Source organism: Streptomyces sp. NPDC002680 (genome assembly GCF_042889145.1).
GTDB classification, from domain to species: Bacteria; Actinomycetota; Actinomycetes; order Streptomycetales; family Streptomycetaceae; genus Streptomyces; species Streptomyces adonidis.
The window spans coordinates 1,258,594-1,283,038 of the sequence record NZ_JBIAQP010000001.1 but is presented as its reverse complement, the minus strand read 5'-3'; the positions used below and the strand labels follow the sequence as shown (position 1 = coordinate 1,283,038).

Annotated in this window: 25 protein-coding genes; 16 read left to right on the top strand and 9 right to left on the bottom strand. The window is 70.7% G+C overall.

The annotated features are described in order from the left end of the window. Window positions 1-43: 43 nt before the first annotated feature. On the top strand, window positions 44-634 hold the full coding sequence (locus ACFYXF_RS05845; protein ID WP_389348284.1) for a MarR family winged helix-turn-helix transcriptional regulator: 591 nt from the start codon (window positions 44-46) through the stop codon (window positions 632-634). A 12-nt stretch (window positions 635-646) separates the two neighbouring features. Here ACFYXF_RS05845 and ACFYXF_RS05840 read toward each other — a convergent pair whose 3' ends face one another. Next, complete coding sequence (locus tag ACFYXF_RS05840) at window positions 647-1,411, bottom strand: VOC family protein (RefSeq protein WP_389348283.1); 765 nt, start codon at window positions 1,409-1,411, stop codon at window positions 647-649. A gap of 95 nt (window positions 1,412-1,506) precedes the next feature. Beyond that, a complete protein-coding gene (locus ACFYXF_RS05835; RefSeq protein ID WP_389348282.1) occupies window positions 1,507-1,899 on the bottom strand; it encodes a VOC family protein in 393 nt (130 codons plus the stop codon). A gap of 102 nt (window positions 1,900-2,001) precedes the next feature. Between ACFYXF_RS05835 and ACFYXF_RS05830 the strand changes: the two genes are divergently transcribed. Continuing rightward, the gene (locus tag ACFYXF_RS05830; protein ID WP_389348281.1) at window positions 2,002-2,541 is read left to right on the top strand and encodes a GNAT family N-acetyltransferase; all 540 of its coding nucleotides are present in this window, start codon (window positions 2,002-2,004) and stop codon (window positions 2,539-2,541) included. A 3-nt stretch (window positions 2,542-2,544) separates the two neighbouring features. Here ACFYXF_RS05830 and ACFYXF_RS05825 read toward each other — a convergent pair whose 3' ends face one another. Next, complete coding sequence (locus ACFYXF_RS05825; protein WP_389348474.1) at window positions 2,545-3,228, bottom strand: glycerophosphodiester phosphodiesterase; 684 nt, start codon at window positions 3,226-3,228, stop codon at window positions 2,545-2,547. A gap of 290 nt (window positions 3,229-3,518) precedes the next feature. Here ACFYXF_RS05825 and ACFYXF_RS05820 point away from each other — a divergent pair, with 290 nt between their 5' ends. From ACFYXF_RS05820 to ACFYXF_RS05800, 5 genes are all read left to right on the top strand, one after another. Beyond that, window positions 3,519-4,916: a DUF6421 family protein gene (locus ACFYXF_RS05820; RefSeq protein ID WP_389348280.1), complete on the top strand. Its 1,398-nt coding sequence runs from the start codon at window positions 3,519-3,521 to the stop codon at window positions 4,914-4,916. Window positions 4,917-4,957: 41 nt separating this feature from the next. Beyond that, window positions 4,958-5,713, top strand: coding sequence for an SDR family NAD(P)-dependent oxidoreductase (locus ACFYXF_RS05815; protein ID WP_389348279.1), 756 nt, complete (start codon window positions 4,958-4,960; stop codon window positions 5,711-5,713). Further along, entirely contained in the window at window positions 5,710-6,780 is a 1,071-nt protein-coding gene (locus ACFYXF_RS05810; protein WP_389348278.1) for a threonine aldolase family protein, read from the top strand. Before ACFYXF_RS05815 ends, ACFYXF_RS05810 begins: the two co-directional genes overlap by 4 nt. 83 nt (window positions 6,781-6,863) lie before the next feature. Then, window positions 6,864-7,457: a transglutaminase domain-containing protein gene (locus ACFYXF_RS05805; RefSeq protein ID WP_389348277.1), complete on the top strand. Its 594-nt coding sequence runs from the start codon at window positions 6,864-6,866 to the stop codon at window positions 7,455-7,457. 8 nt (window positions 7,458-7,465) lie between these two features. Next, on the top strand, window positions 7,466-8,161 hold the full coding sequence (locus tag ACFYXF_RS05800; RefSeq protein WP_389348276.1) for a B3/4 domain-containing protein: 696 nt from the start codon (window positions 7,466-7,468) through the stop codon (window positions 8,159-8,161). A gap of 63 nt (window positions 8,162-8,224) precedes the next feature. On the opposite strand, the gene ACFYXF_RS05795 is transcribed toward ACFYXF_RS05800, so the two are convergent. Continuing rightward, window positions 8,225-8,953, bottom strand: a complete 729-nt coding sequence (locus ACFYXF_RS05795) for a lysophospholipid acyltransferase family protein (protein WP_389348275.1) — start codon at window positions 8,951-8,953, stop codon at window positions 8,225-8,227. A 212-nt stretch (window positions 8,954-9,165) separates the two neighbouring features. Next, window positions 9,166-9,582: a DUF4395 domain-containing protein gene (locus ACFYXF_RS05790; RefSeq protein ID WP_389348274.1), complete on the bottom strand. Its 417-nt coding sequence runs from the start codon at window positions 9,580-9,582 to the stop codon at window positions 9,166-9,168. A 75-nt stretch (window positions 9,583-9,657) separates the two neighbouring features. On the opposite strand from ACFYXF_RS05790, the gene ACFYXF_RS05785 reads away from it, so the two are divergent. The 4 genes from ACFYXF_RS05785 (at window position 9,658) to ACFYXF_RS05770 (ending at window position 12,890) form a co-directional block, all read left to right on the top strand. Further along, window positions 9,658-10,071 carry a thioredoxin family protein gene (locus ACFYXF_RS05785; RefSeq protein ID WP_389348273.1) on the top strand — a complete coding sequence of 138 codons (414 nt, stop codon included), beginning with the start codon at window positions 9,658-9,660 and terminating at the stop codon, window positions 10,069-10,071. Window positions 10,072-10,302: 231 nt separating this feature from the next. Further along, window positions 10,303-10,821 (top strand): flavin reductase family protein, encoded by a 519-nt coding sequence (locus ACFYXF_RS05780; RefSeq protein ID WP_389348272.1) that lies wholly within the window; start codon window positions 10,303-10,305, stop codon window positions 10,819-10,821. A 245-nt stretch (window positions 10,822-11,066) separates the two neighbouring features. Further along, window positions 11,067-11,852 carry an electron transfer flavoprotein subunit beta/FixA family protein gene (locus ACFYXF_RS05775; protein WP_389348271.1) on the top strand — a complete coding sequence of 262 codons (786 nt, stop codon included), beginning with the start codon at window positions 11,067-11,069 and terminating at the stop codon, window positions 11,850-11,852. Window positions 11,853-11,927: 75 nt separating this feature from the next. Then, a complete protein-coding gene (locus ACFYXF_RS05770) occupies window positions 11,928-12,890 on the top strand; it encodes an electron transfer flavoprotein subunit alpha/FixB family protein (protein WP_389348270.1) in 963 nt (320 codons plus the stop codon). A 57-nt stretch (window positions 12,891-12,947) separates the two neighbouring features. Here the strand turns inward: ACFYXF_RS05770 and ACFYXF_RS05765 are convergent, their stop codons facing one another. Further along, the gene (locus ACFYXF_RS05765) at window positions 12,948-13,853 is read right to left on the bottom strand and encodes an endonuclease/exonuclease/phosphatase family protein (RefSeq protein WP_389348269.1); all 906 of its coding nucleotides are present in this window, start codon (window positions 13,851-13,853) and stop codon (window positions 12,948-12,950) included. 191 nt (window positions 13,854-14,044) lie between these two features. Here ACFYXF_RS05765 and ACFYXF_RS05760 point away from each other — a divergent pair, with 191 nt between their 5' ends. Both ACFYXF_RS05760 and ACFYXF_RS05755 read left to right on the top strand, forming a co-directional pair. Then, a complete protein-coding gene (locus tag ACFYXF_RS05760; RefSeq protein WP_389348268.1) occupies window positions 14,045-15,352 on the top strand; it encodes a DUF6986 family protein in 1,308 nt (435 codons plus the stop codon). Between the two features lie 94 nt (window positions 15,353-15,446). Beyond that, the gene (locus tag ACFYXF_RS05755; protein ID WP_389348267.1) at window positions 15,447-17,300 is read left to right on the top strand and encodes a protein kinase; all 1,854 of its coding nucleotides are present in this window, start codon (window positions 15,447-15,449) and stop codon (window positions 17,298-17,300) included. Here the strand turns inward: ACFYXF_RS05755 and ACFYXF_RS05750 are convergent. Together ACFYXF_RS05750 and ACFYXF_RS05745 are read right to left on the bottom strand one after the other, a co-directional pair. Next, window positions 17,246-18,034 carry a hypothetical protein gene (locus ACFYXF_RS05750; protein WP_389348266.1) on the bottom strand — a complete coding sequence of 263 codons (789 nt, stop codon included), beginning with the start codon at window positions 18,032-18,034 and terminating at the stop codon, window positions 17,246-17,248. The genes ACFYXF_RS05755 and ACFYXF_RS05750 overlap by 55 nt on opposite strands. A 7-nt stretch (window positions 18,035-18,041) precedes the next feature. Continuing rightward, on the bottom strand, window positions 18,042-19,145 hold the full coding sequence (locus ACFYXF_RS05745; RefSeq protein WP_389348265.1) for a LacI family DNA-binding transcriptional regulator: 1,104 nt from the start codon (window positions 19,143-19,145) through the stop codon (window positions 18,042-18,044). 188 nt (window positions 19,146-19,333) lie between these two features. Here ACFYXF_RS05745 and ACFYXF_RS05740 point away from each other — a divergent pair, with 188 nt between their 5' ends. Continuing rightward, on the top strand, window positions 19,334-20,290 hold the full coding sequence (locus ACFYXF_RS05740; protein ID WP_389348264.1) for an ROK family protein: 957 nt from the start codon (window positions 19,334-19,336) through the stop codon (window positions 20,288-20,290). Between the two features lie 353 nt (window positions 20,291-20,643). Here the strand turns inward: ACFYXF_RS05740 and ACFYXF_RS05735 are convergent, their stop codons facing one another. Further along, window positions 20,644-22,671, bottom strand: a complete 2,028-nt coding sequence (locus ACFYXF_RS05735) for an NPCBM/NEW2 domain-containing protein (RefSeq protein ID WP_389348263.1) — start codon at window positions 22,669-22,671, stop codon at window positions 20,644-20,646. A gap of 188 nt (window positions 22,672-22,859) precedes the next feature. On the opposite strand from ACFYXF_RS05735, the gene ACFYXF_RS05730 reads away from it, so the two are divergent. Together ACFYXF_RS05730 and ACFYXF_RS05725 are read left to right on the top strand one after the other, a co-directional pair. After that, window positions 22,860-23,063 (top strand): hypothetical protein, encoded by a 204-nt coding sequence (locus tag ACFYXF_RS05730; RefSeq protein ID WP_389348262.1) that lies wholly within the window; start codon window positions 22,860-22,862, stop codon window positions 23,061-23,063. A 143-nt stretch (window positions 23,064-23,206) separates the two neighbouring features. Beyond that, complete coding sequence (locus ACFYXF_RS05725; protein WP_389348261.1) at window positions 23,207-24,262, top strand: NUDIX domain-containing protein; 1,056 nt, start codon at window positions 23,207-23,209, stop codon at window positions 24,260-24,262. Window positions 24,263-24,445 lie beyond the last annotated feature (183 nt).

Below are 24,445 nucleotides of genomic sequence, written 5' to 3'. Positions count from 1 at the left end.
CGGGCAGACGGACGGACGACAGGGCGACGGAGGACGTACGGCCATGACGGCAGTGAACGGGGGCACGCCGCCCGGCAGAGGTGCGGCGGCCGAGGAGACGGTCACCGGGTCGCGAGCCCCCCTCGGCCCGGCGCACGACACCGTGGCCGGAGTCGTGCGGCAGTGGCAGACCGTCCATCCCGGGCTCGACACCGGGCCCATGGAGATCATCGGCCGGATCAACCGCTGCGCCGCCCTCCTCCAGCAGGCCGAGGACGCCCCGCTGCGCCGGGTCGGTCTCACCCGCCCCGAGTTCGATCTGCTCGGCGCGCTGAGGCGCACCGGCCATGAGCTGACCCCCAGCGAACTCACCCGCGAGACCTTCTCCTCCGGGGCCGCCGTCACCAAGCGGCTCAAGCAGCTGACCGAGCGGGGCCTGGTCGAGCGGCGCGGCGACACCCGGGACCGGCGGGTCGCCCACGTCCGCCTCACCGACGCAGGACGTGACCTCGTCGACGGTGTCCTGCCCGAGCAGCTCACCTACGAGACCGCCGTACTGTCCGGCCTCGACAGCACCGGACAGCGGGAACTCGCCGGTCTGCTGGGCGAGTTGCTCGGCCGACTGGAGGGGCGGCTGGGCGCGCTGCGGTTCTGACCCGGACCCGGATCAGCCCTCCGTGTACTCCCGGTGGATGCCGAACACCCCGCCCTGCGGATCCCGCAGCACCGCGATGCGCGGGCCGTTCGGCACGGTCGTGGGCTCCATGGCGATGCCGGCCCCCGCTGCGGCCGCCGCGTCCGTCGAGGCGTCCACGTCCTCGACCACGAAGTACGGCAGCCAGTGCGGCGGCACCTCCGGCGGATACATGTCGCTCATCGCGAGCATCCCGCCGAACTCGGCACCGTCGACGCCGAAGTGCGTGTACTCGGGGGACGAGGTGACGGACCAGCCGAAGACCTCGGTGTAGAAGGTCCGCGCCCGCTCGGGGTCGCGCGCCGCCAGCTCCACCCAGCCGAGCGAGCCCGGCGCGTTGAGCAGGCCCGCGCCCGCGAAGCCCTGGTCCTGCCACAGCTGGAAGGCGGCGCCGTCGGGATCGACGGCCGACGCGAACCGGCCCATGCCCGGCACGTCCCCGGGCTCCATGGCCAACGAGCCGCCCGCGGCCCGCACCTTCGCCGAGGTCGCGTCCACGTCCGCCACCGCGAACGTCACGAACCAGGCGACGGGCTGCTTCTCCTCGCCCAGCGGCACGAACGCGGCGACCGGGGCGTCCCCGAGGTGGGCGATCGTGTAGCCGCCCATCTCCGCGCTCAGGTCCGTCTGCGGCCGCCAGCCGAAGAGGTCGGCGTAGAAGCGCTTGGTCGCCTCCAGGTCGGTGGTGCCCAACTCGGCCCAGCAGGGTCCGCCGGTCACGGGCTTGTCGAACTTCATGGCGTCACGGCCTTCCTCAGCGCGTGTGCGGTCCACTGTTCCCCACGCAGCACGCTAGTCCGGGCCGACCACCGGCGCACCCCAGTGGGCACCCCTCAGATACCCGGCCGGTACCGCAGCGGATGGTCCGCGGGCACCTCCACCAGCACGATCCGGGTTCCGTCCGGATCCGCGATCCACATCTCGACGAGCCCCCACGGCTCCTTCACCGGCGGCCGGACGATCTCGACGCCCCGGGACACCAGCTCGTCGTGCGCCGCCGTCACGTCCGCCACCTGGAGCCACAGCCGTACGGACGGCGACGGGGGTTCCCCGGCCCGCCCCGACAGCTCCAGGAACCCGCCGCCGAGGAAGTAGACCGTGCCCCGTTCCGGCCCCGTCCCGAACTCGCGGTGGACGGCGAGCCCCAGCCGCTCGCCGTAGAAGACCCGGGAACGCTCCGGGTCGAGGGGCCGGAGAAGAACCCGGCTGCTCAGTACATGCACCATGCACCCGGAGCCTAGGGCCTGTCCGGCGTCGGAGTTACGCTCATCGGTGCCCGCGCCGCGCACCAGAAACACGAGCACCCAGAGAACATGGAGAGCCGCCTCATGGACACCACCGCCACCGGACCGACCTTCCGAGACGCCACCGAGGCCGACGTCGACACCTTGGTCGCGCTCATCGAGTCGGCGTACCGGGGCGACGCCAGCCGGGCCGGCTGGACCACCGAGGCGGACATCCTCGAAGGGCAGCGGAGCGATCCGCAGATCGTGCTCGGCGTCATCAAGGCGGCCGACAGCCGGCTGCTGACCGTCGAGCAGGACGGCCGCGTGGTCGCCTGCTGCCAGCTCGAACACCGAGGCGAGCACGCCTACTTCGGCATGTTCGCGGTCAGCCCGGTCCTCCAGGGCGCGGGCCTCGGCAAGGTGATCATCGCCGAGGCGGAGCGGTCGGCGCGCGAGACCTGGGGCGCCCGCGAGATGCACATGACCGTGATCTCCGTACGGAACGACCTGATCGCCTGGTACGAGCGGCGCGGCTACCGCCGTACGGGAAAGATGACCCCCTTCCCGTACGGCGACGAGCGTTTCGGCATTCCGCAGCGCGACGATCTGCAGTTCGAGCTGCTGGTGAAGGAACTCGTGTAGCCGCTACGCGGTGAAGCGGCCCGTGCGTTTGATCTGCGGGTAGTCGGTGGTGGCGCCGTCCAGCTCCAGGGCCCGTACGAGGCGCAGCTGGTCCTGGGTGTTGACGACCCAGCCGATGATCCGCAGGTCCGCCTTCCTCGCCCGCTCGACGATCTCCAGGGTGAGGCGGCGGATGTTGAGACAGACGGTCGAGGCGCCGGAGCGGGTGGCGCGGTCCACGACGTCGGTGCCGTAGCGGCTGGCGATGAGCGCCGTGCGTACCCCGGGCACCAGGCGGGTGATCTCGGAGATCGCGTCCTCGTGGAAGGACGACACCTCGACCCGGTCGGCCAGCCCCCGGCGCTCCAGCACCTCGGCCAGCGCCCGTGCCGCCGCCGTGTCCTTGATCTCGGCCTGGAGCGGCGCGCCGACCGCGTCCAGGACCTCCTCGAACACCGGGACCCGCTCGTCGCGGCCCGCGTCCAGGGCGCGCAGCTCGGCGAGGGACTTCTCGGCGACGGTCCCGGTGCCGTCCGTCGTCCGGTCCACGTCGGCGTCGTGCATGACGACGAGGGCGCCGTCCTTGCTGAGGCGCAGATCCAGTTCGATCATGTCGAGGCCCGCCTGTTCGGCGGCGACGAACGAACGAAGGGTGTTCTCGGGCTCGACGCCCATGATTCCGCGGTGCCCGATGGTCAGGAAGTTCAAGGTCAACTCGCTTCCGTCGACGGCGGCTCGGCTGCCGCAGCCTAACCGCCGGGCCCGGCAATGAACCCGTACAGACGCGCCGGAACCGGTGGCCGGAAGTGATGGCTCGGGACGGGGGTGTGGAGCGGCCACCGCCGGGTACCGGAACTAGTCGTCCTTTTGGTTTCCGGCAGGAAAAAACGCGGTGACCATGGGGTTCGGCAGGATAATCTCTCCTGGCTCGCCTTGTGGTCGGGAACCTCGTGCGCATACGGTGTTCTTACGCGAGGTTCTCCCGGGGAGGATGGGACATGACGGAAATTCTTGTGCAGGCGGTTCCGGACGAGCGGGTTCTTCCGCTCGGCAGGGTGGTGGAGCACCCGGCATGGCCCGTGCTCAAGGATGCCGTGGAACAGATCCGGCCATGGCAGGCCAAGGACGGGTCGGTCGACTTCGACCGGGAGGACGCCCCGGACCACGCGGACGTCGATCTCGCCGTCCGCCGGGTCGTGGACGCCGTCGCCGAACTGTCCCCGCTGCTGCCGCACGACGCCGCCTACCACCAGGCCCTCGCGAAGGATCTGCGCCGCTGGTCCGACGGCGGATTCCGGGTGCCGGACTTCCTCGACTCGCTGCTGGCCTTCCAGCCCGCCGCGAACCGTGCGGACGGCCTCCAGCACCTGGTCGTCTTCCCGATGTACACGCAGAACGGCAACCCGGACCGCAACCTCGAAGCGGTCGTGCTGCGCATGGTCTGGCCCGACTGGCTGGCCGAGTTGGAGCGCACCCGCTACGACAACCCGCTGTTCTGCGGCATCACCTTCGAGGACTTCACGGCCGGGTACGACACCAACTCCGCCGTCCTCTTCCCGGAGACGATCGCCGTGCGCGAGGCGCCGGAACGGTTCACCTGGGGCGGGATCTTCTGCGACCGCGAGGCCGCCCGCTTCCGCCGGGTCACCGAGGCCGCCGTCGACATCCTCGGCCTCGAACTGCCCGCGGACGTCGCCGCGATGGTCCACGACCAGAAGCGCTGCGAGGAGGCCTTCGTCCTGTGGGACATGGTCCACGACCGCACCCACAGCCACGGTGACCTGCCCTTCGACCCCTTCATGATCAAGCAGCGCCAGCCCTTCTGGATGTACGGCCTGGAGGAGCTGCGCTGCGACCTCACCGCCTTCAAGGAGGCCGTGAAGCTGGAGGCCGAGGGCATTCCGCAGGCCCGTGACGTGCAGTTCGCCGTGCTGTTCGACCGGATGTTCCGCTTCCCGGTCACCGGCGAGCGCGTCCGCAACTACGACGGCCTCGGCGGCCAGCTCCTCTTCGCCTACCTCCACAAGCACGACGTGGTCCGCTGGACCGACAACAAGCTGCACATCGACTGGCAGCGCGCCCCGCAGATCACCAACCAGCTCTGCGCCGAGATCGAGACCCTCTACCGCGAGGGCATCGACCGGCCCAAGCTCGTCCACTGGTTCAAGGCGTACGAGCTGGTCTCCACCTATCTCGCCCCGCACCCGGGCTCCCGCTGGGCCAAGGGTCCCGACGCCCTCGACCTCGACCAGCCGCCCCGCAAACTCGTCGACGACGTGCTTCCGGACGAGTTTCCGCTGAGCATGTTCTATGAGGCCCTCTCCAAGAAGCTGAAGAACGTGATCGCCTCCACCAAGGGGATCACCGCGGAGGGTGCCGAGCAGGTCGCCGCATGAGCGACCGTGCCACCGAAAACACTGCTCAGGAGGCGATGAACATGGGGAACGGGGCTCTCAGCGGTGCGGTGATCGCGGTCGCGGGCGCCGGCGGACCGGCCGGGCGGGCGGCACTGCTCAGGCTGGCCGAGGCGGGCGCGACCGTCGTCGGCTCGGACAACGACCCGGAGCGGCTCGCCGAGGCCGTCGACGCGGCGAGCTACGCCCACGGCGGCGCCGATGTCGTCGGAGACACCGTCGACCTGCTGGACCTCCAGTCGACCCGGGACTGGGCCTCCCGCATCGAGAAGGACTTCGGGCGCGTCGACGGCCTGGTCCACCTCGTCGGCGGCTGGCGTGGCAGCGAGACCTTCACCAGGACCAGCCTCGACGACTGGGACTTCCTGGAGATGCTGCTCATCCGCACCGTCCAGCACACCTCCCTCGCCTTCCACGAGGCGCTCCAGCGCAGCGAACGCGGCCGGTACGTCCTGATCAGCGCCGCCGGCGCGAGCAGTCCGACGGCGGGCAACGCCGCGTACTCCGCCGCCAAGGCCGCCGCCGAGGCGTGGACGCTGGCCATGGGCGACTACTTCCGCAAGGCCGGTGTCTCGGAGGGCGCCGACGGTGCGACGTCGGCGGCTGCGATCCTGGTCGTGAAGGCGTTGGTGCACGACGCGATGCGCGCCGAGCGCCCCAACGCGAAGTTCGCGGGCTTCACCGACGTCAAGGAACTGGCCGAGGCCGTCGTCGGCGTCTGGGACCGGCCCGCCGCCGAAGTGAACGGGAAACGTCTGTGGCTCACCGAGAAGCCGTGAACCCTCCGAAGACCGACGCACGCCGTCATCACGACCCGGAGGCACGGGGCTTCGCCAGCGACAACTACGCGGGGGCCCACCCCGAGGTGCTCGCCGCCCTGGCCCTGGCCAACGGCGGGCACCAGGTCGCGTACGGCGAGGACGACTACACGGAGAACCTCCAGCGGATCGTCCGCAGCCACTTCGGCGCCACCGCGGAGGCGTTCCCCGTCTTCAACGGCACCGGGGCCAACGTCGTCGCGCTCCAGGCGGTCACCGACCGCTGGGGCGCCGTGATCTGCGCCGAGAGCGCGCACATCAACGTCGACGAGGGCGGCGCCCCCGAACGCATGGGCGGCCTCAAACTGCTCACGGTGCCCACCCCGGACGGCAAGCTGACCCCCGACCTGATCGACCGGCAGGCGTACGGCTGGGACGACGAGCACCGTGCGATGCCGCAGGTCGTCTCCATCACCCAGAGCACCGAACTGGGAACCCTCTACACCCCGGACGAGATCCGCGCGATCTGCGACCACGCGCACGCGCACGGCATGAGGGTCCACCTGGACGGCTCCCGCATAGCCAACGCGGCGGCCTCCCTCGACGTCCCGATGCGGACGTTCACCAACGCCGTCGGCGTCGACATCCTGTCGCTGGGCGGGACGAAGAACGGCGCGATCTTCGGTGAGGCGGTCGTGGTGATCAACCAGGACGCCGTCAGCCACATGAAGCACCTGCGCAAGCTGTCCATGCAGCTCGCCTCCAAGATGCGCTTCGTCTCGGTGCAGTTGGAGGCCCTGCTCGCCAAGGATCTGTGGCTGCGCAACGCCCGCCACGCCAACGCGATGGCCCAGCGGCTCGCGGAGGGCGTGCGGGCCGTGCACGGCGTCGAGATCCTCCACCCGGTCCAGGCGAACGCGGTCTTCGCCCGCCTTCCGCACGACGTGAGCGAACGCCTGCAGAAGCGCTTCCGCTTCTACTTCTGGGACGAGGCCGCGGGCGACGTCCGCTGGATGTGCGCCTTCGACACGACGGAGGACGACGTGGACGCGTTCGTGGCTGCGCTGAAGGAGGAGATGGCGCGGTAGTCGGGGCGGGAATTGTGCATAGATATGCGGTTACCTGAAAAGTCATTGACTGTCGGGTGATCGCATTCCTATGCTCTGGACGCATGGAGCTGATCCAGAACACCCCCGACCTGTCCGCATATCTGGCCGCTGACGAGGTCATCGACCATCATCATCCAGCGGTACGGGAGACCGCGGCGCGTCTCGCCAAGGAGGCGTCGGACTCGTATGCCTATGCGCAGGCGGCGTACGAGTTCGTGCGCGACACCATCCCGCACTCCGCCGACAGCGGGGACCCGCGCGTCACCTGGCGGGCCTCCACCGTCCTGGAGCAGCGCACCGGCATCTGCTACGCCAAGGCCCACGCGCTGGCCGCGCTGCTGCGCGCCGAGGACATCCCCACGGCGCTCTGCTACCAGCGGCTCGCGCACGACGACGGGGCCGGTCATGTCGTGCACGGCCTGGTCGCCGTGCGGTTCAACGGTGCCTGGCACCGTCAGGACCCGCGGGGCAACAAGGCAGGTGTGGATGCGCGGTTCTCCCTCGACGGGGAGCGGCTGGCGTGGGTGCCGGACGGGAAGTCCAATGAGGTGGACTATCCAGTACTGTACGCTGAACCTCATCCGGTCGTGCTGGGCGTGCTGAAGGCCGCGCCCGACAGGCCGTATCTCTGGAATACGCTCCCCACCGCACTCTGAGGCAAGCGATGACACTCACCCTGACCGTGTCCGACGAGGTGCGCGCACTCGCGCCCGGCTTCACCCACGTCGCCATCGAGGCCCACGGACTCGTCAACGGGCCCAGCACCGACGCCAGTTCGGCGCTCCTGGACGACGCGGCCCGTCGGCTCGCCGTACGCCTGGACGGCCGCGCCCCGCACGAGGACGCGCACATCGCCGCCTGGCGCGACACGTACACGGCGTTCGGCTCCAAGCCCTCGCGCACCCGCAACTCGGCCGAGGCGCTCGCCAAGCGGGCCCTGACGGATGCGGGTCTGCCCCGGATCAACGTCCTGGTCGACCTCTACAACGCGATCAGTGTGGCCCATCTGATTCCGGTCGGGGGCGAGGACCTCGACCGGATCCAGGGCGGGATGCGGCTCGTGCGCGCCACCGGCACCGAGGACTTCGTGACCGTGGCCGGCGGTGAGGACGTCGTCGAGCACCCTGACGCCGGTGAGGTCGTGTGGTGCGACGAGGTGGGTGTGACCTGCCGTCGCTGGAACTGGCGCCAGGGTCCGCGCACGAGGCTCACGGAGGAGACGACGTCCGCGATCTTTTTGTTGGAGTGCATGGTCCCGCCGATGGCGGTCGCCGAGGCGAACGCCGCCGGCGCGGAACTGGCCGAACTCCTGGAGAAGTTCAGCCCCGGGGCGCGGATTGCCGTGCGAAACGCGGGGTGAGTTCGTCGGCTGCGGGCCGGTGGGGGCTGGTCGCGCAGTTCCCCGCGCCCCTGAGGGGCGCGTTCAGTTGGCGCCGGTTTCGCTGACCTCTTCCGGTGTCGGGGCCGTGCCGCCTAGGTGCGCCGGCATCCACCACGTGTCGTCCGGGCCCTTGGGGCGGACCGGGTAGGCGCGCTGGGCGGCTTCCAGGAGTTCGTTGACGCGCTCTCGCAGCTGGCGCGTGAGCGCGCCCGCGTACTTGTCGCGCGACGCCTCTATGGCCTCGCCCACCCGGATCGTGATCGGGATGTGGCTGCGCTTGAAGTTGCGCGGGTGGCCCTTGGTCCACAGGCGCTGTGTGCCCCACACGGCCATCGGGATCAGCGGGACGCCCGCCTCCTGGGCCATGCGCGCGGCGCCGGACTTGAAGGCCTTCAGCGTGAACGACTGAGAGATCGTGGCCTCGGGGAAGACGCCGACGATCTCCCCGGAGCGCAGCGAGTCGAGGGCGTGCTGGTACGCCGCCTCGCCCTTCTTGCGGTCCACCGGGATGTGCTTCATGTTGCGCATCAGCGGGCCGGAGATCTTGTGCCGGAACACCGACTCCTTCGCCATGAAGCGCACCAGCCGCTTCTGCGGGAGCGCGGCCAGGCCGTCGAAGATGAAGTCCAGGTAGCTGATGTGGTTGCTCACCAGCACCGCGCCACCGGAGCGCGGGATGTTTTCCGACCCCTTGCAGTCGATCTTCAGGTCCCAGGCCTTGAACAACGTCTGGGCGAGACCGACGGCGGGACGGTAGACAAGCTCAGCCATGGACGGGGTGGACCCTTCTCTCTGTTCTGCCTGGGAAGGGGGGTTCCCGGCGGGAAACTTACGCAGCCGTAGGTTTTACGGCATTGCGCAGATCGTGCCCCAAGAACGGACGAGTGGCCAGCCCTCGTGCCTGTGAACGGCGAGATACTTGTCACTCACCCCGTGATCCACCTCGCCCTTTTAATCCGCCTTTACTCCGTCGGTACCGCCAACTACTCCGTCCGTACCGTCATTCGGCGTACGACCAGATACATCTCACACCCGAGGCAGTACCCGAACGCCGCGTTCAGGAACGCCGCCGCCAGCGCCGCCCCGGTCGCCGCGATTCCCAGCCACTCGGGACCCAGCGCGTAGCCGACGAGCCCCACGCCCGCGAAGACGAGACCGACCGCCTGCGCGAACCGCGGCGGCTCCGGTGCCTCGAACTCCGTCGGCGGGCCGAGCCGCGGACGCACCACCTTGCGGAACAGCCAGCCGTACGGGGACCGTCCGACCCCGCCCGCCGCGCCCAGCGCGAACGCCAGCGTCTGCCAGGCCAGCAGCCACGCGCTCCCGGTGATCAGCGCGACCGCCAGCACGACGGTCGTCACGGCCGCCCCGAGACGCGGCCCTCTCACATCGATGTCCATGAACCGATCATTCCGCAGAGGAAACGTTTTGAGCCGGCGGGAATCTTTGCAGTCACGTGAATGCTGGAGTCGAGGATGACCGGAATCGTGGTGTGCGTGGCGGTGTTCGCGGCGGCGAGCGCCTTCGGAGTGCTGCATCGGCGGCGGAGCGGGAGAGTACGCGTGCGTGGGCGCGACGACGGAAAGCTGCTCGGCGCGGCCGAGTTGGGCGAGAGCCTCGGCGAGCGGGCGACGCTCGTCCAGTTCTCCAGCGCCTTCTGCGCGCCCTGCCGGGCCACCCGTCGCGTCCTCGGGGAGGTGGCCGGCCTCGTCCCCGGCGTCACCCACGTCGAGATCGACGCCGAGGAGCACCTGGACCTCGTACGCAGGCTCGACATCCTGAAGACGCCCACCGTGCTGGTGCTCGACGCCGACGGGCGGATCGTGCGGCGCGCGACCGGGCAGCCGCGCAAGGCCGATGTCATCGCCGCGCTGGGAGAGGCCGTTTGACGTGTTCCGGTATCCGATACCGCCCCTGATGGTGTGTTCGGTGACGCATCTCCCAGATGTCGGAAGCCACTTGACTGCGCCCACCATCTATCGTCAGCCTGACCCTATGCCTCCGGAACTCCTTCTCTACGCGCGAGTCCATGTGGACCTCGTACGCACCGCGAGCGCGCGCTGTCCGGGCCGTTGAGCAACCACCGCCCAGCTCACCGCCTCCCGCAGAAGGACACGCCCATGACGGCCACGCCCGGCCTCGGCACCCCCCGGTCCACCGTTCCCGCCTCTCCCGACCTCCTGCGCTCCGTCTTCCGGCAGCACGCGGCGGGTGTCGCCGTGATCACCGCCCAGGGGAGCGCCGGTCCCGTCGGCTTCACCGCCACCTCCCTCGCCTCCGTCTCCGCCGAACCCCCGCTCGTCTCCTTCGGTGTCAGCACCGGCGCCTCCAGCTGGCCCGCGATATCCGGGACCGGCCATGTCGGCGTGCACATACTCGGCGAGCACCAGCACGACCTCGCCGCGACCTTCGCCCGTAGCGGCGCCGACCGGTTCGGCGCGCCCACCGTCTGGCGCGAGGGGCCCGAAGGGGTGCCCGTCCTCGACGGTGTGCTCGCCTGGCTGGTGTGCCGGATCGTCGCGCGGGTGCCGGCCGGGGATCATCGGATCGTGCTGGCCGAGGTGCTGCTGGGTGATCCCGCGGGCCCCGGACGGCCGTTGCTCTATCACCAGGGGCGCTTCAACGGGCTTCGGGACTGACCGACAGTCATTGACCGATCGGTCCAATGTGATTTTGGCGATGCTGCGAGGCCGCCGAGTTCCGGTTACGCTGCGTTGCGAAGGTCACACGTCAAAGCGCTTGCTTAGTGGGCGCGAAGTGGGTGTACTGGCGAGTAATATTTCGTTCGGGGCGCGGGCCGCCCCGACCGGGATCGGCCGCTTGAGGCGCCTATGCTGCCTGCAGGAAGGCAGCCCGGAACAGACGATGCAGTAGGAGAGCCGGCGTGAGCTTGAGGATCGTTGTCACTGTGAAGTACGTGCCCGACGCCACTGGCGACCGGCACTTCGCCGATGACCTGACCGTCGACCGCGACGACGTGGACGGTCTGCTCTCGGAACTCGACGAATACGCGGTCGAGCAGGCGCTCCAGATCGCCGACGAGGCCGACGACGCAGAGATCACGGTCCTGACCGTGGGTCCCGAGGACGCCAAGGACGCGCTGCGCAAGGCTCTGTCGATGGGCGCCGACAAGGCGATCCACGTCGAGGACGACGACCTGCACGGCACCGACGCCATCGGCACCTCCCTGGTGCTGGCCAAGGCGATCGAGAAGGCCGGCTACGACCTGGTCATCTCCGGCATGGCGTCCACCGACGGCACCATGGGTGTAGTACCGGCGCTGCTCGCCGAGCGTCTTGGCGTCCCGCAGGTCACGCTGCTCTCCGAGGTCTCCGTCGAGGACGGCGTCGTGAAGGGCCGTCGTGACGGGGACTCCGCGTCCGAGCAGCTGGAGGCCTCCCTCCCGGCCGTCGTGTCGGTCACCGACCAGTCGGGTGAGGCGCGTTACCCGTCCTTCAAGGGCATCATGGCCGCCAAGAAGAAGCCGGTGGCTGCCTGGGACTTGTCCGACCTGGACCTGGAGGCCGAGGAGGTCGGTCTGGAGGGCGCGTACTCCGTGGTCGACTCCGCCACCGAGCGTCCGGCGCGCACGGCCGGCACGATCGTCAAGGACGAGGGCGAGGGCGGCAAGCAGCTCGCCGAGTTCCTCGCGGGCCAGAAGTTCATCTAGGCCCCGTTCGAGGCTCGTTGAGCCTGTTCTCGCAGACCGCCCCTCATCTTCCGCAAGCAGGAGAGTAGAAGTCCCATGGCTGAAGTTCTCGTCTACGTCGATCACGTGGACGGTGCCGTCCGCAAGCCCACCCTGGAGCTGCTGACCCTGGCCCGCCGCATCGGCGAGCCGGTCGCCGTCGCGCTGGGCAACGGCGCCGCCGACACCGCGTCCGCGCTCGCCGAGCACGGCGCCGTCAAGGTCCTCACCCACGAGGCCGCCGAGTACGCCGACTACCTGGTCGTCCCGAAGGTCGACGCCCTCCAGGCCGCGTACGACGCCGTGTCCCCGGCCGCCGTGCTGGTCCCGTCCTCCGCCGAGGGCAAGGAGATCGCCGCCCGTCTCGCGCTGCGCATCGGCTCCGGCATCATCACCGACGCCATCGACCTGGAGGCCGGTGACGAGGGTCCGGTCGCCACCCAGTCCGCGTTCGCCGCGTCCTTCACCACCAAGTCCCGCATCGCCAAGGGCACCCCGGTCATCACGGTCAAGCCGAACTCGGCCGCCGTCGAGGCCGCCCCGGCCGCCGGCGCGGTCGAGGCCCTGGCCGTCACCTTCTCCGCCCAGGCCACCGGCACCAAGGTCACCGCGCGCACTCCGCGCGAGTCGACCGGGCGTCCGGAGCTGACCGAGGCCGCGATCGTCGTCTCCGGCGGCCGTGGCGTCAACGGCTCGGAGAACTTCGCGATCATCGAGGCGCTCGCCGACTCCCTCGGCGCGGCCGTCGGTGCCTCGCGTGCCGCGGTGGACGCGGGCTGGTACCCGCACACCAACCAGGTCGGCCAGACCGGCAAGTCCGTCTCGCCGCAGCTGTACATCGCCAACGGCATCTCCGGCGCCATCCAGCACCGCGCCGGTATGCAGACCTCGAAGACGATCGTGGCGGTCAACAAGGACGCCGAGGCCCCGATCTTCGACCTCGTCGACTACGGCGTCGTCGGCGACCTCTTCGACGTCGTCCCCGCCCTCACCGAGGAGATCAACGCCCGCAAGGGCTGAGGCTCCTGAGCGCTCAGAGGCCCCCGCGACCGACCGACCGGTCGCGGGGGCCTCTGCTCATCCCAGGGACAGCGAGGCCTGCACCGGCAGATGGTCGCTCGCGTACATCCCGTCGACGGAGAAGTTGTTGATCGCCGCCCAGTGGGTGGTCACCCCGGGCGAGGTCAGGATCCAGTCGATGCGCCGACCGCCGGGCTTGGGCGTCCGGTAGGCGGGGAACGTCCCGTACAGCGGACTGCGGGCGTCCGCCGTGTCCCAGGTGTCGACGAGTCCGTTCGCCAGCATCAGGTCGTACACCCGGTTGTCGTGGGCGGCCGAGTTGAAGTCGCCGGTGACGACGACCGGCACCGACGGGTCCCACCCGGCGATCGTCTCGCCGATGAGCTTCGCGGAGCGCTCCCGGGCGTACTGGCTGACGCTGTCCAGATGGGTGTTGAGGACGTAGAACTCCCGCCCCCCGTCGGCGAGATCGGCGAATTTCACCCAGGTCACCATGCGCAGCCAGTCCGCGCCCCAGGTGTTGGAAGCGATCGTGTACGGGGTGTCGGACAGCCAGAAATGATCGAACTCGATCGGGTCGAGTCTGCGGGTGTCGTAGAAGACCGCCATGAACTCGTCCTTGCTGCCGCCCCCTCTGCCGGTGCCGATCCAGTCGTAGTGCTCGCCGAGGTCCTTCTCGATCATGCGCACCTGCTGGTAGAGCCCCTCCTGGGTGCCGATGATGTGGGGGCGCTCACGGCGCAGCAGTTCCCGCATCACCGGCCTGCGCACGGTCCAGCGCGGTGTGTCGTCGACGACCGTCGCGAAGCGCACATTGAACGTCATGACGTTCAGGGCGCCCGGGTGCTCGCCGGCGACCGCCGGTTTGGACGAGCCCGCCGTGGTCAGCAGCGGCACGGCGATGGCGACGGCCGCCGCGGACTTCAGTCCTTGACGACGCGTCACTCCGACCTCTTTCGGCACGCGATCTCCTCCCCTTCGGATCAGGATGAACCTTGCACAGTGAATACGGAAGAAGATGCCGGGTCAGCAGTGATCAGGGGGAAGAGCTTGGGAAATCCCCTTTCGAGACGGTGTTGACCGGGGTGAAGATCGGAAGCTAGCTTCGCTCTACGGATTGTTGATTCCGCAGTGCGGAAGATTGAGGGTGTGGAATGGGGCAGGGCCGACAGGAGAACGTGGCGACGAGTCTCGCGGGCGCCGTGAGTGAGGAGATCAGCGCCTCCCTCGCCCCCGTCGACGCGGAACTGGAGCGCCGTTACCCCGGTGACCCCGGCACCCGTCAGCCCGTGCACACCGTCTACGTCCCCGGGGACGCCTTCGCCGCCGACACCGTCCGCTCCTGGGGCGACCAGGCCCTCGCGGCCCTCGACGAACACGCCCCGGACGCGGCCTCCTTCGCCGCCGTCCTCGGCCTCTCCGACGACCTCGCCGAAGGTGTCCACGACCGTGTGCGGGCCAAACTGGAGCGCGAGCCGATCGAGGACCTGCGCGTCGACTTCGAGGACGGCTACGGCCCCCGCCCGGACGCCGAGGAGGACGAGACGGCCGCCCGCGCGGCGCGTCTGATCGCCGAGGCGTTCGAGAACGGTACGGCGGCCCCGTACATGGGCATCCGCATGAAGTGCATGGAGGCGCCGGTCCGCGACCGGGGCATCCGCACCCTCGACATCTTCCTGACGGGTCTGATGGAGGCCGGCGGACTGCCCGACGGCCTGGTTCTCACGCTCCCCAAGGTGACGTACTCCGAGCAGGTCACCGCCATGGTCCGGCTGCTGGAGGAGTTCGAGAAGGCGCGCGGTCTCACGCCCGGCCGGATCGGCTTCGAGATCCAGATCGAGACCAGTCAGTCCATCCTCGCCACCGACGGCACGGCCACGGTCGCCCGGATGATCCAGGCCGCCGAGGGCCGCGCCACCGGCCTGCACTACGGCACCTTCGACTACAGCGCCTGCCTCGGCGTCTCCGCCGCGTACCAGGCCAGCGACCACCCGGCCGCCGACCACGCCAAGGCGATCATGCAGGTCGCGGCGGCGGGCACCGGCGTACGCGTCTCGGACGGCTCCACCAATGTCCTGCCGGTCGGCCCGACCGAACAGGTCCACGCGGCCTGGCGACTGCACTACGGCCTCACCCGGCGCGCCCTGGCCCGCGCCTACTACCAGGGCTGGGACATGCACCCCCGGCACATCCCGACCCGCTACGCGGCCGTCTTCGCCTTCTACCGAGAGGGCTACGAACAGGCCGCGGCCCGTCTCTCCCGCTACGCCAGCCGCACCGGCGGCGACGTCATGGACGAGCCCGCCACCGCCAAGGCCCTCAGCGCCTATCTGCTGCGCGGTCTGGACTGCGGCGCCCTCGACGTCGCGGAGGTGACCCGGGCGACGCAGGGGCTGACCAGGTCCGACCTGGAAGGCTTCGCGCGGCCCAGGCGTGCCGACCTGACGGCGTCGCCCAGGTAGCACCCCTGTCACAAGAGCGGCCACGATCTTCCGCTGTCACACCCGCCCCGTAGGCTGTACGAACACACGGGTGGGTCACAGGAACGGGGCAGCGGTGTCTTCGGGGGAGCAGGGACAGACGGCCGGACAGCCGGAAGAGCGGCCGGAGGCACGGGCGGTGCGGCAGAAGGACGGGGCTGGCCGACTGCTGGCCGGCCGCTACCGGGTCGTGTCCCAGCTCGGGCGCGGCGGCATGGGCATCGTCTGGCGTGCCGTCGACGAGGTCCTCGGCCGCGAGGTCGCCGTCAAGGAACTGCGTACGTTCACGGACGCCGCCGCGCCCGAACTGGCCGCCCTGCGGCTGCGGATGCAGCGCGAGGCCCGCGCGGCGGCCCGAATACGGCACTCCGGCGTCGTCGCCGTGCACGACGTCGCGGAGATCGACGGCCGCCCGCTGATCGTCATGGAACTGGTGGACGGCCTCTCCCTGGACGACGTCCTGCGCGAGCGCGGCACCCTGGACCCGCGCGAGGTCGCCCGGATCGGCGCCCAGGTCATGGACGCGCTGGCCGCCGCCCACCGCGTCGGCGTCCTGCACCGTGACGTGAAGCCCGGCAACATCCTGCTGGAGGACTCCGGCCGGGTCGTCCTCACGGATTTCGGCATCGCCACGATGGAGGACCCGGGCGACGGCTCGGCCACCCACCTCACCCGCAGCGGTGAACTCGTCGGCTCCCTGGACTACTTGGCCCCCGAACGGGCCCAGGGCAACGACCCCGGCCCGGCCTCCGACATCTGGGCCCTGGGCGCCACCCTGTACGCGGCCGTAGAGGGCGCCTCGCCCTTCCGCCGTACGTCGACCTGGTCCACGCTCACCGCGATCGTGGCCGACCCCGTCCCGGAACCCGGCCAGGCCGGTGCCCTGGGCCCGGTCCTGCGGCTCCTGATGGCCAAGCGACCGGAGGAACGCCCGGACGCGGCGACGGCACGGGGCCTGCTGGAGGCGGTGGCGTCGGCCACGAGCGGTGCCACGGACACGCCCACGACCGGGCTTCGGCAGTACGGGGCTGCCGCGGTCGGGGAGGCGGCAGAGCCCGGAGCCCCGGCGGGGCCGTCGGACTTCGCGCCCGCCGAACAGGTTCCGCCCGCACCCGAAGCCGCACAGCAACCGTCCCCCGGCTCCGGCCCGTCCGAGCCCACGAGCTCCGGAACGCCCGGAAGCGGCCCCGCCGGACCCATGACGACCCTCGTCGACCAGGACTCCGACCACCTCACGGACCCGACCACCCTCGCCGCCCCGGCGACCGCCTCCGCCCGGCCCCGCCGCAGGGGACGCGCGCTGCTCACCGCCGCGGCCGTCACCGTCGCCCTCGCCGCCGGACTCACCGTGGCGCTGATCGGCGACGGCGACGACAGCGAGGCCAGCGACGGGCCCGTGGCGTCTCAGGAGAGCAAGGCCGGTACGCCCGCCACGGGCACCGGCCGGTCCGACACGGACCCCTCCGCCACCCCGACGCCCACCGACAAGGGCGCCGGAAAGCCCCCGTCCCCGACGACGACCACCCCCAGCACAGGGAACGACGCGACCCCGGTCCCGTCGCGAACCTCCGGAACCGACACCACGGGCACCACCCCCGGAGCCTCGGACACGACCGATCCGAGCGACGGCGCGACCTCCAACCCCACCACCGCGTGCGTGTCGGTCGGCGACGGCAAGTACAACTGCTCGGTCTGGCGCACCGCCAAGTCCTACACCGCGTCAGGCACCGCGGTAGGCATCCTCAACTCGGGCATCAACTACTTCTACTGCCAACAGGATCTGGGCCGCCGCGAGACATCCGGCGAGTGGACGAACACCTGGTGGGCGAAGACCGACGACGACAGCGGCAACGCCGATGTCTATGTCAGCGACGTCTACATCGAGGGCGGCGCCAACGACGAACCGGTGCCCGGACTCCCGGTCTGCTGATCCCTCACGTACGGCTCCAGACCGGACGCGACCACCAGCCCCTCCGCCGCGAACAGCCGGGTGCCCCGGTCGCACCGGTCCTGGTCGAAGCGGGCGCGGTCGCAGAACTCCTCGGGCGTACTGCCGAACAGGTCCCTCAACCCCGCTGATCCGTCGAGGAGTTCGGTGAGCAGCCGGCGTTCACCCGGATGGCGGCGCGGACTTCCGGACCCGTCGTGCAGCACCCCGCGCCGGTTGACATAGGCGTACACGCCGGGCAGCCGCTCGCCGGACAACTCGACGGTCACGTCCGGGGAGGGGAGCCAGACGCGGTCGTACGGGCCTGTCGGCACCGGCACTCCCTCGCTGGCGTCGATGACGGCGAGCTGGTCCGGGTCGAGCCAGGTGACGAACAACTCCCGTACGTTTCCGGGGGCGTTGAAGGGCGACGCGGAGACATACCCGAGCAGGCTCACATGGGCCGAGACACCGACCTCGACGCCGGTGACCTCGACCCGGGTCATCGGGAGCGGTGCGCGGAGGTCGAACTCCGCCATCTTGTGCCGCAGTTGACCGGGGGAGGCGTTGGAGCCGACGGCGAGGACGGGCACGCGGCCGGGGAAGGGAAAAGGGCGGAGGAGGGGGAGGAAGCGGTCGCCGTCCAGGATGCCGGACTCGGTCGGCCAGACGCCCGGATAGGTGAGCGGGTGGTCGCGCGGGGCCTCGGCGAGGCCCAGGGACTCCAGGGTGCGCATCGGCGGCTCAGTCCGCCGGGGGCAGTTCCCCCGAGCCCCGGGTGATCAGACGGGTCGGGAGTTCGATGCGCTCCGGGGTGAGCAGGGTGCCGTCCAGCTGACGGAAGAGACGATCGGCGGCCGTGCGGCCGAGCTGGGCGGCGTCCTGGGCGACGACCGTGACGCCCGGCTGGAGCAGGTCGGCGAGTTCGAAGTCGTCGAAGCCCACCAGCGCGACGGGGCGGCGATGTTCGGCGAGGACCCGGACGACCGTGACCGTCACCCGGTTGTTGCCCGCGAAGATCGCCGTGACCGGGGACGGCCCGACGAGCATGTCCTCGGCCGCGCGGCGCACCCGCTCCGGATCGGTGACGCCGAGCGACATCCACGCGTCCTCGACCGGTATGCCCGCGTCCTCCATCGCGGCGCGATAGCCGCGCAGCCGCTCCGCGGCGGTGTGGATGCGGGGCATGTCGCCGATGAAGCCGATCCGGCGGTGACCGTGCGCGATCAGATGGGCGACACCGTCCCGGGCACCGCCGAAACTGTCCGACAGGACGACATCGGCGTCGATCTGACCGGCCGGCCGGTCCACGAACACCGTGGCGACGCCCGCCTTCAGCTCGGGCTCCAGATAGCGGTGGTCGTCACCGGCCGGGATGATCACCAGCCCGTCCACGCGCCGCGCGCACAGTGCCAGCACCAACTCCTGCTCGCGCTCCGGGTCCTCGGCGCTCGACCCGTTGATCAGCAGGGCGCCGTGCGCCCGGGCGATCTCCTCGACCGCCCGGCTCAAGGGCCCGTAGAAGGGGTCGGCGAGGTCCTCCAGGACGAGGCCGATGCTCGCCGTACTGCCCTTGCGCAGCACACGCGCGCTGTCGTTGCGGCGGAAGCCGAGTGCGTCGATCGCCTCCTGCACACGGCGTTCGGTCTCCGGGGTGACGCCCGGTTCGCCGTTGACGACACGCGAGACCGTCTTCAGTCCGACCCCGGCCCGTGCGGCCACGTCCTTCATGGTCGGACGGTTGCCGTAGCGGTTCTCCGGGCGGCGGGCGGTGTCGGCCACGATGCGCTGTCCTGTCGTCCACGGGATTTCGGCGATCCATGGCGGTTCACGGCGATACGCTGCCATGCCCTTGGACCAAGTTCTGGTCCGGGGATGCGTCGTCCCTCTGTATGTATGAGGATGTGGCGTCGAGCATAGAGCCTGGACAACGTTGTCAGATGCGGGAGACACTGTCCAGCGCTATCTCCGGACTGCGCCCCCACCGTCAGACCGGCCTGCCCCTTTGCCATGGTTGACAGGGAGATCTGACACTGATGCACACCGACCTCGTGGCCGCGCTCGACATCGGCGGCACCAAGATCGCCGGAGCGCTGGTGGACGGCCACGGCCGGATCCTGCTGCGCGCACAGCGCCCGACGCCCGCGCGGGAGGACGGCGAGACGGTGATGCGGGCCGTCGAGGAGGTCGCCGCCGAACTGACCGGATCGCCGCTGTGGGGACGCGCGACCGCCGTCGGCATCGGCAGCGCGGGGCCTGTGGACGCCTCCGCGGGCACGGTGAGCCCGGTGAACGTACCCGGCTGGCGCGGCTATCCGCTGGTCGAACGCGTCCGGGCCGTGACCGGCGGCCTGCCCGTCGAGCTGATCGGCGACGGGGTGGCGATCACGGCGGCCGAACACTGGCAGGGCGCCGCACGCGGCCACGACAACGCGCTGTGCATGGTCGTCTCGACCGGTGTCGGCGGCGGGCTGGTCCTCAACGGGCGGCTGCACCCCGGCCCCACCGGCAACGCGGGCCACATCGGGCACATCAGCGTCGACCTCGACGGCGAGCCCTGCGCCTGCGGCTCCCGTGGCTGCGTGGAGCGCATCGCCAGCGGCCCCAACATCGCCCGCCGCGCCCTGGCGGACGGCTGGCAGCCCGGCCCCGACGGCGACACCTCGGCCGCCGCCGTGGCAGAGGCGGCCCGGGCCGGCGATCCGGTCGCCGTCGCCTCCTTCGCACGCGCTGCCCAGGCGCTGGCGGCGGGCATCGCCGCCACCGCGACCCTGGTGGAGATCGACGTCGCCGTGATCGGCGGCGGCGTGGGCAAGGCCGGCGACGTCCTGTTCACGCCGCTGCGCGCGGCCCTGAAGACCTACGCGACCCTGTCGTTCGTCCAGCGCCTGGAGATCGTCCCGGCGCAGATGGGCACGGACGCGGGCCTGGTGGGCGCGGCAGCGGCGGCGCTGACGCGGAGGGTGGACGACGCGGCTGAGGCGAGCGTCTGAGGGGGTTTCTCGGGGGTGGGTGTCGGTCGGAGCGGTCTTTCAGTGGGCCGATGTCCGTCGCTGCTCCTCCCGGCCCGGTGTTGACGCGGAGGGTGGACGGTGTGGCTGAGGCGGGCGTGGGGTGGGTGTGGGTCCGGCGGAATGGTCCTGCAGTGGGCCGATGTCCGTCGCTGCTCCTCCCGGCCCGGTGTTGACGCGCAGGGCGGACGACGTTGCTGAGGCGAGCGTGGGGTGGGTGCGGGTGTCGGCCGGAGCGATCCTTCATCGGCCGACGCCCGCACCCCCTCTCTTCCCTCCCGGCCCGCTGAGCGCGGAAACGGTTCAGTGGTCGTGAGTACCGGCGACCGGCCGGCTCAGCAACTCACCACCGCATCCGCCCAGTCCGCGTGGTCCGAGTCGATTCCGTCGCCTCCGTCGGTCACGACCAGGCGGACCGTGCGGGCGCCCGTCACGTCTGCCGCGAGGTGCTCGGCGGGCATGGCGTTGGTGAGGACGCCGGTGGAGGCGACCTTCGTACCGTCGGCCCAGATCTCGAAGGCGACGGTGCCGTTGGCGCCCTTCTCGTCGTCGACGCCCACGTCCGCGCCGACCGTCTCGCAGGCCGCCCCGGTGTAGAACTCGACGGCGCTCGCCGCGTGGACGCCGAGCCCCTTGGCGTACACCACACCCCCGATGGTGATCGGATGGCCGTCGCCCGCCGCGCTCTCCCCGTTGCTGGTGTTCCGTTCGACGGGACCGTACCCGTTGGTGGCCGACAGCCACGGCAGGTCGCCGAGCGAGGAGACGCCGGCGGGCGGCGCCACCACCACGGACGCGGTCAGCGGCAGCGCACTGTCGACGCGCGCACCCGCTGGTGACCGGTAACTCGCCCTGAGCGCAAGGTCGTACGAGCCTGGGGGTGTCCCCTGTGCAGGTGTGAGCGTCCACCTTGTGCGCAGGGACGCGCCGGGTCGTACGACGGGGGCGTCGGTCGGGGACTTCGCCCGAACTGTCCATCCCTCGGGGGCCGTTAGAGCGACCGAGACGCGCGTGGCGGGGGTGCGGCCCAGGTCGGTGAGTGTCGTCGTGAGGGTAGTCGGGGTGCCTGCCTCGACCAACAGGGCGTTGTCCAGGGCGAGTTCGACGGCGGGCGGGTACTGGGACCAGCGCCGGTCGGCGGCCACCCGTACGAGGACCGTGCCGTGGGCCGGGACCGTCGCCGAGACGGTGCCCGCGGTGTTGTACGTGCGGTGCTGCCACAGGTCGCGCAGGGTGTACGCGTCGGCGGCGGGCAGGCCGACGGCCGCCGCGGTCGTCGAGATCCGCCGGGCGCTGCCGGTCTCGTTGAAGAGGGCAACCGTACGGCTGCCGTCCGCCATCTCCTTGGCGACGACCCAGCCGCCGCCCTCGGACGAGACGACCGTGCCCTGGCGGCCCAGCGGGTCCTGGTCGACCGCGACGACCTCGCGGTTGCCCAGGATGCCGAAGGTCTCGTCGGACGCGGACCGCAGGTCGGAGCCGATGAGAAGCGGCGCGGCCATGATCGCCCACATGGAGAAGTGGGAGCGGTACTCGGTGTCCGTCATACCGCCGTTGCCGACCTCCAGCATGTCGGGGTCGTTCCAGTGGCCGGGACCGGCGTACCCGTCGAGCGGCAGGTTCCTCTTGAGGATCGACAGCATCGAACCCCAGGTGTCGCTGATGTCCCCGGTCGTACGCCACAGCTGGCCGACGTCCGCCGCCCACTCCCAGGGCTTGTTCTGGCCCCACTCGCAGATGCTGTAGACGATGGGCCGGCCGGTCGCCAGGAGCGCGTCGCGCATGGTCGTGTAGCGCGACTTGGCATCAACGCCCTGGTTGTTGCAGTTGTCGTACTTGAGGTAGTCGACGCCCCAGTCGGCGAACTGCTGGGCGTCGCTGTACTCATGGCCCAGCGCCCCCGGGAACCCGGCGCTGTTGCACGTCTTCGTGCCCGCGCTGGTGTAGATGCCGAGCTTGAGCCCCTTGGCGTGCACGTAGTCGGCAACCGCCTTGATCCCGTTGGGGAATCGGACGGGGTCGGGCACGAGCTTGCCGTCGGCGTCGCGCTGCGGCAGGGCCCAGCAGTCGTCGAGATTGACGTACTCGTAGCCGACGTCCTTGAGTCCCTTCGCCACGAAGATGTCCGCGATCCCCTTGACCATGGCCTCGTTGAACTCGGCCCGGCAGTGCGTGGAGTTCCAGTTGTTGAAGCCCATCGGAGGGGTGAGCGCCAGGCCCTCGGCTGGAGAGGGAAGGGCGGGCGCCGCTTCCGGGGGAGCGGCCAGCGCCGGGGCGGTGAAGCCGGCGGTGAACAGCAGGGTCGTAGCGGCGAGTGCTCCGATCACTCTGTGACGGGTTGTGCGGGTGTGAAGGTGACGCATCGTTACGTTCCTCCGTACTCGCGAGATATGGGATGACGTCATGTCCGCGTCATCCGGGTGCGTTTACGGTAGGCCGTATACCGACGGGCAGCCAGACCTCCGATGTCCAAGCGACTCGGTTGGAGTCGGACCGGAGTCGGAGTGGATCAGGGCGTGACCCCCGCCCCGGTTCCGCAGTTGATCCGGGCATGAAGAAGCGCAGCATGCTCGCCATCGCCTCCCTCGCCACCGGGTTCGTCGTCGCGGCGATCACCCCGTCCCACGGTCTGGGGGCCGACGCCCTCGGTGATCTGAACGTGGACGACACGCTCAGTGCCCTCGACCACACCGTCGCCAGCGACAGTCTGGCCGTGGACGACGACGCGCTGGGAGGCGACAGCACCACCGGCTGACGTGCCGGAAGTGGTGAAAGTGGCGCCGGTGCCCCCGTGAGACGGGGCACCGGCGCCACTGTTTCGGCGGCCTCAACGTGATCTGGTTTCCGTGGCAGGGTGGAGCGGGCAAGCCTCAGGGGTCCAACAGAAGAGGGGGAAACGTGATCGTCTGGGTCAACGGCGCGTTCGGTGCGGGAAAGACCACCACCGCACGAGAACTGATCGAACTGATCCCGAACAGCACGCTCTTCGACCCCGAGGTCATCGGCGGGGCACTCGCACAACTGCTGCCGCCCAAGCGCCTCGCCGAGGTCGGCGACTTCCAGGACCTGCCGATCTGGCGGCGGCTCGTCGTGGACACCGCGGCCGCCATGCTCGCCGAGCTGGGCGGCACCCTCGTGGTGCCCATGACGCTGCTGCGTCAGGAGTACCGCGACGAGATCTTCGGCGGTCTCGCCGCCCGCCGGATCACGGTCCGGCATGTGCTCCTCGCCCCGGCGGAAACGATCCTGCGCGAGCGAATAGCCACCCGGGAGGTCCCGCCCGACCTCCCCGACGCGGAGATACGGGTACGGCAGTGGTCGTACGACCAGATAGAGCCGTACCGGACGGCGCTCGCCTCCTGGCTCACCGCCGACGCCCACCCGGTCGACACCAGCGCACTCACTCCGTACGAGACGGCCGTGCGGATCGCCGAGGCCGTCAGCGCCGGAACAGCGCCGGTGTGCGACATCGTGCAGACCCCGGAACCCACCGGTGAGACGGTGGCCTCCGGGGTCCTGCTGTTCGACGAGCAGGACCGGGTGCTGCTCGTCGACCCCACCTACAAGGCGGGCTGGGAGTTCCCCGGCGGGGTCGTCGAGCGCGGCGAGGCGCCCGCGCGCGCGGGCATCCGCGAGGTCGCCGAGGAGACCGGCATCCACCTCACCGACGTACCCCGTCTCCTCGTCATCGACTGGGAGCCGCCCGCGCCGCCCGGCTACGGCGGACTGCGCCTCCTCTTCGACGGCGGACGCCTCGACAGCACCGAGGCCGGCCGACTGCTGCTGCCCGGCCCCGAACTCCGCGACTGGCGCTTCGCCACCGAGGAGGAGGCCGCCGGCCTCCTCCCGCCGGTCCGCTACGAGCGCCTGCGCGGCGCGCTGCGGGCGCGCGAGCGGGGCGCTGCGCTGTATCTGGAGGCGGGGGTGGCGGTGGGGGAGGTCGGGGTGGAGTAGGCCGGTCGACGCAGGTGAGCGGGGTCCGGCCCGCCGTGGACCGGCATACGGACCCCGCCTCTGCGGCGGGCCTCCGGCCAGGCCCCGGCCCTGCCGTCCGGATCGCGGCGACTTCAGCTACTACGCGCTGCACGCCTGCCGGTGTGCGGGGAGGCGCCCCTGGCCAGGGGCGCGACCCGCCGG

Bases quoted from the DNA above. Each gene is read 5' to 3' on its own strand.
- ACFYXF_RS05770 (WP_389348270.1), top strand. From the start codon at position 11,928: ATGGCTGAAGTTCTCGTCTACGTCGATCACGTGGACGGTGCCGTCCGC.
- ACFYXF_RS05830 (WP_389348281.1), top strand. From the start codon at position 2,002: ATGGACACCACCGCCACCGGACCGACCTTCCGAGACGCCACCGAGGCC.
- ACFYXF_RS05750 (WP_389348266.1), bottom strand. From the start codon at position 18,034: ATGCGCACCCTGGAGTCCCTGGGCCTCGCCGAGGCCCCGCGCGACCAC.
- ACFYXF_RS05745 (WP_389348265.1), bottom strand. From the start codon at position 19,145: ATGGCAGCGTATCGCCGTGAACCGCCATGGATCGCCGAAATCCCGTGG.
- ACFYXF_RS05760 (WP_389348268.1), top strand. From the start codon at position 14,045: ATGGGGCAGGGCCGACAGGAGAACGTGGCGACGAGTCTCGCGGGCGCC.
- ACFYXF_RS05800 (WP_389348276.1), top strand. From the start codon at position 7,466: ATGACACTCACCCTGACCGTGTCCGACGAGGTGCGCGCACTCGCGCCC.
- ACFYXF_RS05790 (WP_389348274.1), bottom strand. From the start codon at position 9,582: ATGGACATCGATGTGAGAGGGCCGCGTCTCGGGGCGGCCGTGACGACC.
- ACFYXF_RS05845 (WP_389348284.1), top strand. From the start codon at position 44: ATGACGGCAGTGAACGGGGGCACGCCGCCCGGCAGAGGTGCGGCGGCC.
- ACFYXF_RS05785 (WP_389348273.1), top strand. From the start codon at position 9,658: ATGACCGGAATCGTGGTGTGCGTGGCGGTGTTCGCGGCGGCGAGCGCC.
- ACFYXF_RS05840 (WP_389348283.1), bottom strand. From the start codon at position 1,411: ATGAAGTTCGACAAGCCCGTGACCGGCGGACCCTGCTGGGCCGAGTTG.
- ACFYXF_RS05805 (WP_389348277.1), top strand. From the start codon at position 6,864: ATGGAGCTGATCCAGAACACCCCCGACCTGTCCGCATATCTGGCCGCT.
- ACFYXF_RS05815 (WP_389348279.1), top strand. From the start codon at position 4,958: ATGGGGAACGGGGCTCTCAGCGGTGCGGTGATCGCGGTCGCGGGCGCC.
- ACFYXF_RS05795 (WP_389348275.1), bottom strand. From the start codon at position 8,953: ATGGCTGAGCTTGTCTACCGTCCCGCCGTCGGTCTCGCCCAGACGTTG.
- ACFYXF_RS05740 (WP_389348264.1), top strand. From the start codon at position 19,334: ATGCACACCGACCTCGTGGCCGCGCTCGACATCGGCGGCACCAAGATC.
- ACFYXF_RS05820 (WP_389348280.1), top strand. From the start codon at position 3,519: ATGACGGAAATTCTTGTGCAGGCGGTTCCGGACGAGCGGGTTCTTCCG.
- ACFYXF_RS05835 (WP_389348282.1), bottom strand. From the start codon at position 1,899: ATGGTGCATGTACTGAGCAGCCGGGTTCTTCTCCGGCCCCTCGACCCG.
- ACFYXF_RS05730 (WP_389348262.1), top strand. From the start codon at position 22,860: ATGAAGAAGCGCAGCATGCTCGCCATCGCCTCCCTCGCCACCGGGTTC.
- ACFYXF_RS05735 (WP_389348263.1), bottom strand. From the start codon at position 22,671: ATGCGTCACCTTCACACCCGCACAACCCGTCACAGAGTGATCGGAGCA.
- ACFYXF_RS05780 (WP_389348272.1), top strand. From the start codon at position 10,303: ATGACGGCCACGCCCGGCCTCGGCACCCCCCGGTCCACCGTTCCCGCC.